This window comes from Cohnella caldifontis, assembly GCF_029360585.1.
In the GTDB taxonomy this organism is placed as follows: Bacteria; Bacillota; Bacilli; order Paenibacillales; family Paenibacillaceae; genus Cohnella; species Cohnella caldifontis.
Genome location: NZ_JAQZSJ010000002.1, coordinates 247,949 through 260,466 on the forward strand (window position 1 = coordinate 247,949; position 12,518 = coordinate 260,466).

Consider the following 12,518-nt stretch of genomic DNA (forward strand, 5'->3'; position numbering starts at 1 on the left):
CCCATGCCTCCCAACCCACGAATGGGGGAGAAATATTAAATCTCTTCGACGACCAGGTTGTCGTTCGTGAACACGCAGATTTCCGACGCGATCGTCAGCGCGGCCCGCGCCATCTCCTTCGCTTCCATCTGGGGCGCGTGCCGCTTCAAGGCGCGCGCGGCCGCCAGCGCGAAGCTGCCGCCCGAGCCGATCGCCAGAATGCCGTCGTCCGGTTCGATCACTTCGCCGTTGCCCGAGAGCAGCAGCATGCCCGTCGCGTCGACCACGATCATCATCGCTTCCAGCCTGCGGAGCACCCGGTCGGAGCGCCAATCTTTGGCGAGCTCTACCGCGGCGCGCTGAAGGTTTCCGTGATGCTCCTCGAGCTTGCCTTCGAATTTCTCGAACAAGGTGATCGCGTCGGCCACGGAGCCCGCGAAACCGGCAAGCACTTGCCCCCGGTAAAGGCGGCGGACTTTTTTCGCCGTATGTTTCATCACCATGCTGTTGCCGAACGTCACTTGCCCGTCGCCCGCGATGGCGGCTTTGCCCTCGTGGCGGACGGCGCAGATCGTCGTGGCGTGAAATTGGCCGTTCATCGGCTCCACCTCCTGTAAACGTCATGCGAAAGCAGCGGGAGCCGCGAATACACGGCTTCTGCCGCTGCTTCAAGCGGTAGGCAAACCCGCCTCGGACGACACGGTTCGCGCGAATCGGGCGACGCTCTCCAGCGCCCTCGCGGCAATGGCCTCGTTCTTCTCCTTCTTGCTGCGAACCCGTCTGCCGAGCGGCGGGAACAGTCCGAAGTTGGCGTTCATCGGCTGGAAATGGCGGAAGTCCGCCGTCGTGATATATTGCGCCATGCTGCCCAGCGTCGTCTCGGGAGGCGGCGTAACGGGCGCGAGTCCCCGGGCCAGCCTTCCGGCGTTCAAACCCGCCATGAGGCCCGACGCGGCGGATTCGACGTACCCTTCGACTCCGGTCATCTGCCCCGCGAAGAACAGATTTTCCCGGCGTTTGAATTGATAAGTCGGCAGCAGCAGGCGGGGCGAATTGATGAACGTGTTCCGGTGCATGACGCCGTAACGGACGAACTCGGCTTGCTCCAGCCCCGGGATCAGCCCGAACACGCGCTTCTGCTCGCCCCATTTCAGGTGCGTCTGGAATCCGACCAAGTTGAACAGCGTGCCCGCCGCGTTGTCCTGACGCAGCTGGACGACGGCGAAAGGCTGCTTGCCGGATCTAGGATCGACGAGCCCGACCGGCTTCATCGGACCGAACAGCACGGTCTGCTTGCCCCGCTTGGCCATGACCTCGATCGGCATGCAGCCCTCGAAATACATCTCCTTTTCGAAATCTTTCAGCTCGGCCGTTTCCGCCGTAATCAGCGCCTCGTAGAACGCTTCGAACTCCTCTTCGGACATCGGGCAATTCAGGTAAGCCGCTTCTCCTTTATCGTAACGGGAGGCGAGAAACACCTTCTCCATGTCGATGGAGTCCTTCTCCACGATCGGCGCCGCCGCGTCGTAGAAATAGAAATATTCTTCGCCCATCAGCTCCTGGATGCCGCGGGACAGATCCGGGGACGTCAGCGGCCCGGTCGCGATGACCGTGATCCCGTCCGCCGGGATGGCGGACAATTCTTCGTTCACGACCGTGACGAGCGGATGCTCGCGGAGCCGGCTCGTCACCTCGCCCGAGAAGCCTTCCCGATCCACCGCCAGCGCTCCGCCCGCCGGGACGGCGTTGCGGTCCGCCGCGGAGAGGATCAGGGAGTTCAGCCGTCTCATCTCTTCCTTCAGCACGCCGACCGCGTTGGTCAGCCCATTGGCGCGCAGGCTGTTGCTGCAGACAAGCTCGGCGAACCGATCCGTATGGTGGGCAGGGGTTTTGCGTACGGGCCTCATTTCGTAAAGCGTGACCGGCACGCCTTGCGAGGCGATCTGCCAGGCGGCTTCGCTGCCGGCAAGCCCCGCGCCGACGACCGTCACGCGCGTTGGTTGATTCATGTCGCGTTCCTCCCCGGGACTATTCCGCGGCTTCTTCGGCTTCCGGCGCGTTCTCGTCGTGGCCGCACGCGGTGCAGTGCCACTGGACGTTGCCGCGGCTCCGTTTCTCGACCATCAGGCCGCCGCAGTCGGGGCACGGTTTGGACACCGGTTTGTCCCACGACACGTAATCGCATTCGGGGTACCGGTCGCAGCCGAAGAACAGCCGGCCCTTCTTGCTCCGGCGCTCGACGATCTGGCCTTTGCCGCATTTGGGGCAGCCGACGCCGGTATCCTTGACGATCGGCTTCGTATTGCGGCAGTCGGGAAATCCGGAACAGGCCAGGAACTTGCCGAAACGTCCCATTTTGTAAACCATCGGTTTCCCGCATTTGTCGCAAATTTCGTCCGACGGTTCGTCCCGGATTTCGATCTCTTTCATTTCTTCTTCCGCGACCGCCAGCCGCTTCTTGAACGAATCGTAAAATTCGTCGATGACCTGCACCCAATCTTCCTTGCCTTCCTCGACTTCGTCCAGCTCGCCTTCCATGTTGGCGGTGAATTCCACGTCGAGGATTTCCGGGAAAAACTCCTCCATCAGCTGAACGATCAGTTCGCCCAGCTCCGTCGGCACGAATTTCTTCTCCTCGATCGCCACGTAGCCCCGTTTCTGGATCGTTTCCAGCGTCGGAGCGTAAGTGCTGGGACGGCCGATGCCGAGCTCCTCCAGCGTGCGGACGAGGCGTGCCTCCGTGTAACGCGGCGGAGGTTGGGTGAAGTGCTGCTTCGGATCGATTTTCGACATCTTCACCGTCTCCCCGGCTTGAAGAGGAGGCAGCAGCCGTTCTTCATCGGTGGAACCGTCGTCGTTGCCTTCTACGTATACCTTCATGAATCCGGGGAATTTCAGCTTGGATCCGACCGCGCGGAATTGGACCGGACCGGCGTTCAGGTCCACGGTCATCGTGTCGAGCACCGCGGAAGCCATCTGGCTGGCGACGAACCGTTCCCACACCAGCTTATACAGGCGGAGTTGGTCGCGCGACAAATAAGTTTTGACGGAGTCGGGATCGCGAAGCACGGATGTCGGGCGAATGCCTTCGTGGGCGTCCTGCGCGTTGGAATTTTTCCGGACGTAATTGCGCGGCGTTTCCGGCACGTAGTCCGCGCCGTACTTTTCTTTGATGAACCCAGCCGCTTCTTCTTGCGCGACCGGGGAAATCCGCGTGGAGTCGGTACGCATGTAGGTGATCAGGCCGACCGTGCCTTCCGGCCCGAGATCGACGCCTTCGTACAGCTGCTGGGCGACCTGCATCGTCTTGGAGGCGCGGAAATTCAGCTTGCGCGCGGCTTCCTGCTGAAGCGAACTGGTGATAAACGGAGGGGACGGGTGGCGCTGGCGCTCCTTCTCCCTCACGTCCGAGACCGTGAAAGCCGATTTCCCGATCCGGGCCAGCACTTCCTTGACGTCGTCCTCGCTGCGCAGTTCCTTCTTGTCGCCGTCCACCGCATGGAACTTCGCTTCGAACGAAGCGTTCCCCTTCATCAGATGCGCGGTGATGCTCCAATATTCTTCCGGAACGAACGATTTGATCTCGTTCTCCCGGTCGTAGACCAGCTTGACCGCCACCGACTGCACGCGCCCGGCGCTCAGTCCCTTCTTAACTTTCTTCCATAAAAGAGGGCTGATCTTATAGCCGACGAGCCGGTCGAGCACCCTTCTTGCCTGCTGGGCGTTCACCAGGTTCATGTCGATCGGCCGGGGCGTCTTGAAGGCGTCTTTGACGGCCTGCTTGGTGATTTCGTTGAAGACGACGCGGCACGCGTCCTTCTCGTCCAGCTCCAGGTAATGAGCCAGATGCCAGGCGATCGCTTCCCCTTCGCGGTCGGGGTCGGCCGCGAGATAGATTTTCTTCACTTTCTTGCTGGCGTCCTTCAGTTCCTTTAGGACGTTCCCTTTGCCGCGAATCGTGATGTATTTCGGTTGAAATTGTTTCTCGATTTCCACGCCGATCTGGCTCTTGGGCAAATCGCGAATGTGGCCCATGGACGCCTTGACGATGAATTTGCTGCCCAAATATTTGCCGATCGTCTTGGCTTTGGCCGGGGACTCTACGATGACGAGAGAATCCGCCACATTCATTCCTCCTTTCATCGGGAGTTTGACGGAGTCAAACTCTCACCCATACTGCGTAGGCGGGGCTTCATCTGTTTCCTCTTAATATTAGTAAGCATACTGGTTCTTTCCATGCAACGCAAACGTGCCCAAACCGGCTTCTTCGCATCGAAGCTTCGGAAACATCGTACATGATCCGACACGGCGCGGTCAAATCCTGCCCTTGCAACGGCCCCGCGGGAGCTAGAGCGCGGCGTACGCCGAACCGGGCTGTTGCACGGCTTTTCGCTTGATCTGCAAGGCGAGAAGCGCCGCATGCAGCGGCCCCGGCCCAAGGCCGGACGCCGACGCCAGCTCGTCGATCGTCCGCGGCCCGTCGAGCAGCAGCGCGTAGACGGCGGCTTCCGGCTCCGGCAAATCGTCCGTCGCGGGTTTATTCTCCGGAAACTCCTCGCGGATCGCACGGAAGCCCGGGTGGCTTCTCAGGTGGGCGAGCACGTCTTCGGGACCGATCATCGCCCTCGCCGTGTCTTCCCGCAGCATGCGGAGGCCTCCGATGGACCTTGGGGAAGTGACGGGGCCGGGCACGATGAACACCGGCCGATCCTGCTCGATGGCGCGATCCGCGGTGATGAGCGCGCCGCTTCGGTCCGGCGCTTCGACGATCACGACGCACAGGGACAGACCGGAGATGATCCGGTTCCGGATCGGAAACATTCCCGGATGGTAAGGCGCGTCCGGAGGCGCCTCGGACAGCACCAGTCCCCGTTCGGCGATCTCCTCGTATAACCGGCGATTCTCCGGCGGGTAGATTTGATCCGCGGGCGTTCCGAGAACGGCGATCGTGCCGCCGGAGCCCCGGAGCGCGCCGCGATGCGCAGCCGTGTCGATTCCCTTCGCCATGCCGCTGACGACGGCCGCTCCTTCCGCGGAGATAACGGCCGCGTACTCTTCCGCCACATGGCGGCCGTATGCGGTCGCGAGCCGGGTGCCGACGACGCCGACGGCGACGCGGCGGAGCAACTCCGGCCTTCCTTTCCAGTACAGGACGGGCGGCGGATCCTCGATGCTTCTAAGCAGGGACGGATATTCGGGATCCGCCCACGTGACGACGTCCAATCCGCCGCGCCGGCGCCTTTCAACCGCCGCCTCCATGGCCTGCGGCGACAAACGGGCGGCGAGGGAGGCCGCGGCTTTCGGCGCAAGTCCGGCGTCGCGCAAGTCCGCCTCCCGCATGCCCGGCGCGATCGGCTTCTCCTCTCTCGCGTCCCAGAGGCGCGAAATCGTCTTCCATCCGATCCCCTCCGTCTCGTGCAGGGCCACCAATGTTTCACGTGAAAATCCTTTATCTGCCATTATTGTCACCTCAATGTATATTTTAGCGATTTTTGCGGAATGCTCTGCGAACCCGATCCACCGCTCCCTGCATTCGACGCGTCAGGCGGTCGGACGCCCGGAAACGACGGCGGAATCGCGGAAAACAAAACAGCCTCCCGACGCCTCTGGCGAGGCGCGGAAGGCTGCTTGCCTATCCGTTCGACCCTATCGGTCAATCTTCGCTTACGACTTGCACTTCTCCAGCAGGCCGCGCTCCTCGAGCACGGAAATGAGCGTCGAGCCCATTTCGGAAGGCGTCGGCGCGACCTTGATGCCGCATTCCTGCAGCTTCGCGATTTTCTCCGCCGCCGTGCCTTTGCCGCCGGAAATGATGGCGCCCGCATGGCCCATCCGTTTTCCCGGAGGCGCCGTCGCGCCGCCGATGAAGCCGACGACCGGCTTCGTCATGTTCGCCTTGATCCATTCGGCCGCTTCTTCTTCCGCCGTGCCGCCGATCTCTCCGATCATGATGACCGCGTACGTGTCCGGATCTTCGTTGAACAGCTTGAGGATATCGATGAACTCGGAACCTTTGACCGGGTCTCCGCCGATGCCGACCGCGGAGGACTGGCCGATGCCGTTCGTCGTCAGCTGATGAACGGCTTCGTACGTCAGCGTGCCCGAGCGGGACACGACGCCGACATGGCCTTTCTTATGGATGTAGCCCGGCATGATGCCGATCTTGATCTCGTCCGGCGTGATGACGCCCGGGCAGTTCGGCCCGATCAGGCGGGTTTTCTTGCCTTCCATGTAGCGCTTCACCTTGATCATGTCCATGACCGGAATGCCTTCGGTGATGCAGATGACGAGATCGAGCTCGGCCTCGACCGCTTCCATGATCGCGTCCGCCGCGAACGGAGGAGCGACGTAGATGACGGAAGCCGTCGCGCCGGTGGCCGCTACCGCTTCCTTCACCGTATTGAAAATCGGCAAGGAAACGGTGCTGCCGTTCTCCAGCGCGATGTCCACTTTCTGGCCGCCTTTGCCCGGCGTCGTGCCGCCGACCATCTGCGTGCCGTAGTCGAGCGCGCCCTTGGCATGGAAAAGACCGGTCGCTCCCGTAATCCCTTGGGTGATCACCTTGGTGTTCTTATCGATCAAAATGCTCATGATTTCACACTCCCCGGTTCGTTCTCCTTACATCGGGATCTTTGAGCGGAGCCCAAAGACTCTCGTTTCATTTCACGAGCGACACGATTTTTTGCGCGCCGTCGGCCATCGAATCGGCAGCCACGATGTTCAGGCCCGATCCGTTCAAAATTTCTTTGCCCAGCTTCACGTTCGTGCCTTCCAGGCGGACGACGAGCGGTTTGTCGAGACCCAGCTCGCGGGCAGCCGCCACGACGCCTTCGGCGATGACGTCGCATTTCATGATGCCGCCGAAAATGTTGACGAAGATGCCCTTCACGTTCGCATCCGACAGGATGATCTTGAACGCTTCGGTCACTTTCTCTTTCGTCGCGCCTCCGCCGACGTCGAGGAAGTTGGCCGGCTCTCCGCCGTAGTATTTGATGATGTCCATCGTCGCCATCGCCAGACCCGCGCCGTTGACCATACAGCCGATGTTGCCGTCGAGCGCGATGTACGAGAGGTCGAATTTCGAAGCCTGGATTTCCTTCTCGTCTTCTTCGTCCAGATCGCGGAGCTCCACGATGTCTTTGTGGCGGAACAGAGCGTTGGAGTCGAAGTTGAGCTTGGCGTCGAGCGCGATGACGTTGCCGTCGCCCGTCACGACGAGCGGGTTGATCTCGGCGATCGAGCAGTCTTTGTCTTCGAACGCCTTGTACAGCTTCAGCATGAAGCCGGCCGCTTTATTGATCAATTCGTTCGGGATGTTGATCGCGTAAGCCAGGCGGCGGGCTTGGAAAGGCAGCAAGCCGGCAACCGGATCGACCGTTTCCTTGATGATCTTCTCCGGCGAGCGGGCCGCGACCTCTTCGATCTCGGTTCCGCCTTCTTCGGACGCCATCATGACGACGCGGCCCGTCGTCCGATCGACGACAACCCCGACGTAATATTCTTTCTTGATGTCGCAGCCTTCCTCGATGAGCAGGCGTTTGACTTCCTTGCCCTCCGGTCCCGTCTGGTGCGTGACCAGCACTTTGCCGAGCAGTTCTTCCGCGTATTTGCGCACGTCGTCGAGATTTTTCGCGATCTTGACGCCGCCCGCTTTCCCGCGTCCGCCGGCGTGGATTTGGGCTTTCACCACCGTAACGGCGCTCCCCAGCTCCTTGGCGGCTTCGATGGCTTCGTTCACCGTGAAGGCCACCTTACCGCGGGGAACGGTCACGCCGTATTGGCGCAGCACTTCTTTGCCTTGGTATTCGTGAATGTTCATGGCTCTTGCACCCTCCCGTTTGCAGGCATTGTCCCGTGCGACCGTAGGCCCGTCCTGTCCGGGATCGCTTGCGGCCGTCGCGCGGTCAAGCTATGTAACAAACCTTACCCATTGTATCACTTTTTGTAGAAGTCTTCCTCTGTTTTTCGATCGGTTTTTCAGATGCGTTTGGCAATGATTTCATCTCAAAATGGAATGGATCGGATTCCCGCCTTCGACTATCCTTTCCCCGATATCCCCATTCCATGCCTTGACAGAAAAGGAAGGCGGCCTTACACTGATGGCAAGGAAAATCGTGACGCGGAAGGTTAAGGAAGCACCTTTCTCCGCCGGCTTGAGCGCCAAGGAGAGGGTGTTTTTTGTCGTGTACGTGAAAATGACGGGCGCGTGCGTGATCGGGGTCGAAGGCCGGCTGATCGAGGTGGAGGTCAACATCTGTTCCGGACTCCCCCAAGTGAACGTGGTCGGGCTCGCGGACACCGCGGTCCGGGAATCCGTGGAACGCGTGAGGTCCGCCGTGCAGAACGGCGGGCTGCAGTTTCCGATGGAGCGGATCACGGTCAATTTGGCCCCCGCGGATATGCGCAAGGAAGGAAGCTCGTTCGATTTGGCGATCGCGGCGGGCATCCTGTGCGCGAGCGGCCAGCTTCAGCCGGATCGGCTGGATAACGCGCTGCTGATCGGGGAATTGGCGCTGAACGGGGAGGTTCGGCCGGTGCCGGGCGTGCTTCCGATGACCGAACAAGCCCGCAATATGGGGATGCGCAAAGCGTACGTGCCGGAGGAATCGGCGGATGAAGCCCGCCTCATCGAAGGGATCGAGGTGGAGAGCATCCGTTCCATCCGCGACTGGCTGGACGATCGGCCGTCCGCGTCGGCGCCGGAACGGAGGAGCGGCGGTATCCGGCCGCAAAGCCGGGTGTTGCCCCGGGACGGGGAAGAGCCGGATCTGGCGGATATCGTGGGACATACCCAGGCCAAACGGGCGCTGATCATCGCCGCCGCCGGGATGCACAATATTTTGTTCATCGGTCCGCCGGGCACGGGCAAGACGATGCTCTGCCGCCGTCTGCCCGGCTTGCTGCCCCCGCTGAGCGACGAGGAAGCGCTGACGGTCACCAAAATTTTCAGCGTATGCGGGAAGCTGGGCGACTCCCGGTCCGGCTTGATTCGCAGGCGCCCTTTCCGCTCCCCCCACCATACGATATCTTCGGCCGGTCTCATCGGAGGCGGGTCGGTTCCGAAGCCGGGCGAAGTGACGCTGGCGCACCACGGCGTCCTGTTCCTCGACGAAATGCCGGAATTTTCGCGGATTTGCCTGGAGGCGCTGCGCCAACCGCTTGAAGACCGCGAAGTCACGATCGGCCGGGCGCGGGGCGTATGCCGGTTCCCGGCGAGGTTCATGCTGGCCGCGTCGATGAACCCTTGTCCGTGCGGATATTATGGAAGCGAACCGGCAGACAAGCCTTGCACGTGCTCGGAAAGTTCCGTTTTGCGGTACCGCTCGCGCATGTCCGGCCCGCTCGCCGACCGGATCGATCTGCAAGTCGAGCTGCCCCGGCCTTCCGTTCGCTCGTCGGCGCCCGCTTCCTCCATGACGACGGAGGAGGCGCGCGGAATCGTCCAGGAAGCAAGCGAACGCCAGCGGCGTCGGTACGCCCGGTACGGCTTCGCCCGGAACAGCGATTTGCAGGGGGCGTTGCTGCGCAGGCATGCGGCCCTTACGCCGACCGGCGAGCAGTTGCTGGCCGACGTGTACGATCGGTTGGGCCTCAGTTTGCGCGCGCACGACCGCATTTTGAAAATTTCCCGCACGATCGCGGATTTGGCCGGACGGGAAACGATCGAGCCGGAAGACGTGGCGGAGGCGATCCAATACCGTTGCCTGGATAAAACTTAAGATCGGCACGCGGATCTACGGAAAACCTCCGGCCGCGAGGGCCGGAGGTTCCGGATGTTTCCTTATCATGGCGCAGTCGAGGACGCCGGATCCGTCACGAATCCGAGGACGTCCCGCTCAAGGCGTCCGACGCGGATTCGGAAGTTGTTTCTCGAGCCGGATCCCCGACCTCCTCCGACGCGGGATCGTTCACGATCAAGCTGCCCGATTCCGGCTCGTAATCGACGGTCATTCCGAATGCTTCGCCGATGAATCGGATATATGTAGAAAAACCTGGCAATCGGACGTCTTTTCTAAAAAGCGCCGGGGATATGTTTCAGTTCCCTGACCGAGCCTTCCGGCCCGAACGTGACGGCTACCGCGTCAAAGCGGGTCGGATGCCCTTCCAGCCCGTTCATCTTCAGGTACACCTCGGCCGTTTGGCGCACCTGCCGGCATTTGCGCGGCGTAACCGCCTCGACGGCCGTGCCGTAACGGGTCGGGGCCGTGCGCGATCGGACTTCGACGAACACGAGAGAGGTCCCCTCCCGCACGATCAGATCCAGTTCCCCCGTCCGGCAGCGCCAGTTGCGGGCGGCCACGGTACAGCCTTTCTCCTCGAAGTATGCCGCCGCCGCTTCTTCCGCCGCGCGGCCGGTCGATATCCGGTTGGAACGGCTTGACGTCACGATCTGCTCCCGCCTCTCTGGCCGCTTAACGGCGGCCGGTTTCCTCGCCGGCTCTCCGGTCCGAACGATACACGAAGCTGAGGATCTCCGCGACGAGTTTATACAACTCGGGGGGAATCTCCTGTTCGAGATCCAGCTTGGACAACACTTCGACCAGCGAAGCGTCCTCCTGGACGGGAACGCCGTGTTCCTGCGCTTTCTTCAGGATCTCCTCCGCCAGCAGGCCTTTTCCTTTGGCCACGACGGCCGGTGCCGAGTTGCGCTCGGGATCGTATTTCAACGCGACCGCTTTCTTGGGCACGGTCTGGGGGGATTTTCGGCCGGCATTTCGGGTCATACGCGGAAATCCACCCCTCTATACGCTTTGGCGGCATAAGCGGAAGCGGCCGACGACGGCAACGAAACGGACTTCTCTTTCGCATCGGCTTGCTTCCCTTGGGCCGATTCCTTGGTCGGCAGCGGCGACGAAGCCAAGGACAGCAGCTGAAACCCGGCCGCCGATAATCCTGCTTCCAGTTCGCCCCTCGTTTGTTCCGTCAGCTCCGCCATGCCGGGAAAATCGTTCATCAGCTTGACGGAAACGATCCGGTTCACGACTTGCACGTCGACGATCGTATCGCCTAGCCTCGGCATCCTGAGGTCGAACAGCAGCCGGCAGTTGTCGGAATCCCATTCCCCTTTGCGGCCGCGGCGGGTCTGCACGTGGACGGCTGCGGTCGTGTCCCCGTCGGGGCTTCTCATCGGGACGAACAGCGTCATGAGGCTGAAGGGCTGGTTCGGCTGCCGGTCCGGCGAAAGGAGCAGCTGCTGGCCGGTAATCTGGCCCGCCAGCGATTGGGCCGCCTCCCGCAGCGCAGGGGGCGCCTCCTCTTGCGAAGCCAAAGCGAGCAAGGCGCTTTTGAAATTGTCGGCCGGCATCGCCTCCGGCTCCCCCGTCATTTTGGCGGCAGTCAACGCGCCCGATAGCCGATGCTCGTGTTCGACGCCCAGCCACTGCAGGAAGCGGCCGATCCAAGCCGGCTCGCTTCGGGTATGGGCGGCTTCCGGCTTAGAGGCGCCAGCTCCGGACGGCAGCGTCTCGGGACGGACCGCGGAGCGAAAATCGGCGTCGGCGGCTTCGGTCTCCGCCCTCGGCCGCACCGCCGCTGCGGGATCCGCCGGGAGCTTCGGCTCGGCGGAGCGGGCCGAAGGCGTTGTTTGCGATTCCGGCCCTTCTGGCGCCGATCGGGCCGAGAATGCCGCCGGCGCCTCAGCGAGACCCCGTGCCGCGGCGTCGGACTTCGGGGCGTTCGGCACGTTTCCGCCGCCCGTAGCCGGCGGCTCATCCATGGGGAGAACGGATGAACCGGCAGCATGGGCGGTGCCGACCGCAATCGCCGCCCCGCCCGGACGCGGAGCAGCCGGAACGTCCGCGGCCGCGCCGCTCCGCGGCGTCCCCGCGGCGCGTCCAAGCAGCTCGTCTTCTCCTTGGTTCAGCAGCGCTTCCCCTTCCGTCAGCAACGTTTGGAGGCGGCTCGCCAATTCGGACGCCGCAGGCGATTTCGGACGGGCGTCCGCCGCCCACTCTTGCAATGCCGCGGCGAATCCCGACCACCGCTCCTGGATCGGGGAACCGTACAACGCTTGCTTGAGCGAAGCGACCGTCGTTTCGGTCGGCGGAAGTCCTCTACGGAAAGCCACCCCGGCAGCGGACGTCCATTCGGAGGTATCTTCACCCGAAGGTTTCAGCCCAAGCGCCGTCCGGAAATACGCCGCCGTATCTTTGCCGACCGGGTAACCGTCCCTTTTCAACCCCCGAAGCAGCTCGAAAGCCCACTTCTGTTCGGGCAAACCGAACGATTTCAACGTTTCCCGGAAGTTTTCGTCGGGCGCCGCGTCCTCGGTTTCGGCGAGCGGCTTTAACACGACCGTTCCTCCGGAGGAAGGTTGAACCTGGAGCAGCGTCCCCCGCCCCGCCGGCAAATCCGCTTCCAGCTTGGCGCGTACCGGAACTCCGCCGATATTCATCAGGGCTTCCCCGTTTTCCAGCATCTCCAGCAGCACGCCGCGTACGATTTGCCCGATCCGCAGCTCCAAGGCTTTACTGTCGGTTGGAACCGAATCCCCCAGCAAGGCGCGAAGCATCGGTCCGATATTCATGCTCATGCTTCCG

The 12,518-nt window shown here is 62.2% G+C and carries 11 protein-coding genes; 1 reads left to right on the plus strand and 10 read right to left on the minus strand.

Annotation, left to right across the window (positions count from 1 at the left end; genetic code table 11):
* Positions 1-35: 35 nt before the first annotated feature.
* From hslV to sucC, 6 genes are all read right to left on the minus strand, one after another.
* Entirely contained in the window at positions 36-578 is a 543-nt protein-coding gene (gene hslV / locus PTZ19_RS04130) for an ATP-dependent protease subunit HslV (protein WP_276352512.1), read from the minus strand.
* A gap of 69 nt (positions 579-647) precedes the next feature.
* The gene (gene trmFO / locus PTZ19_RS04135; protein WP_276352513.1) at positions 648-1,988 is read right to left on the minus strand and encodes an FADH(2)-oxidizing methylenetetrahydrofolate--tRNA-(uracil(54)-C(5))-methyltransferase TrmFO; all 1,341 of its coding nucleotides are present in this window, start codon (positions 1,986-1,988) and stop codon (positions 648-650) included.
* A gap of 19 nt (positions 1,989-2,007) precedes the next feature.
* On the minus strand, positions 2,008-4,104 hold the full coding sequence (gene topA, locus PTZ19_RS04140) for a type I DNA topoisomerase (protein ID WP_276352514.1): 2,097 nt from the start codon (positions 4,102-4,104) through the stop codon (positions 2,008-2,010).
* 222 nt (positions 4,105-4,326) lie between these two features.
* Positions 4,327-5,406 carry a DNA-processing protein DprA gene (gene dprA / locus PTZ19_RS04145; protein ID WP_276352515.1) on the minus strand — a complete coding sequence of 360 codons (1,080 nt, stop codon included), beginning with the start codon at positions 5,404-5,406 and terminating at the stop codon, positions 4,327-4,329.
* Positions 5,407-5,643: 237 nt separating this feature from the next.
* Positions 5,644-6,570, minus strand: a complete 927-nt coding sequence (sucD, locus tag PTZ19_RS04150) for a succinate--CoA ligase subunit alpha (RefSeq protein ID WP_276352516.1) — start codon at positions 6,568-6,570, stop codon at positions 5,644-5,646.
* 67 nt (positions 6,571-6,637) lie between these two features.
* On the minus strand, positions 6,638-7,798 hold the full coding sequence (gene sucC, locus PTZ19_RS04155; RefSeq protein ID WP_276352517.1) for an ADP-forming succinate--CoA ligase subunit beta: 1,161 nt from the start codon (positions 7,796-7,798) through the stop codon (positions 6,638-6,640).
* A 280-nt stretch (positions 7,799-8,078) separates the two neighbouring features.
* Between sucC and PTZ19_RS04160 the strand changes: the two genes are divergently transcribed.
* Positions 8,079-9,698 (plus strand): YifB family Mg chelatase-like AAA ATPase, encoded by a 1,620-nt coding sequence (locus PTZ19_RS04160; RefSeq protein WP_422614968.1) that lies wholly within the window; start codon positions 8,079-8,081, stop codon positions 9,696-9,698.
* 94 nt (positions 9,699-9,792) lie between these two features.
* Here PTZ19_RS04160 and PTZ19_RS04165 read toward each other — a convergent pair whose 3' ends face one another.
* The 4 genes from PTZ19_RS04165 to PTZ19_RS04180 form a co-directional block, all read right to left on the minus strand.
* The gene (locus PTZ19_RS04165) at positions 9,793-9,930 is read right to left on the minus strand and encodes a hypothetical protein (RefSeq protein ID WP_276352518.1); all 138 of its coding nucleotides are present in this window, start codon (positions 9,928-9,930) and stop codon (positions 9,793-9,795) included.
* Between the two features lie 61 nt (positions 9,931-9,991).
* Positions 9,992-10,366, minus strand: a complete 375-nt coding sequence (locus tag PTZ19_RS04170; protein WP_276352519.1) for a YraN family protein — start codon at positions 10,364-10,366, stop codon at positions 9,992-9,994.
* A gap of 25 nt (positions 10,367-10,391) precedes the next feature.
* Complete coding sequence (locus PTZ19_RS04175; RefSeq protein ID WP_276352520.1) at positions 10,392-10,703, minus strand: EscU/YscU/HrcU family type III secretion system export apparatus switch protein; 312 nt, start codon at positions 10,701-10,703, stop codon at positions 10,392-10,394.
* A complete protein-coding gene (locus PTZ19_RS04180; RefSeq protein WP_276352521.1) occupies positions 10,700-12,511 on the minus strand; it encodes a hypothetical protein in 1,812 nt (603 codons plus the stop codon). Before PTZ19_RS04180 ends, PTZ19_RS04175 begins: the two co-directional genes overlap by 4 nt.
* Positions 12,512-12,518 lie beyond the last annotated feature (7 nt).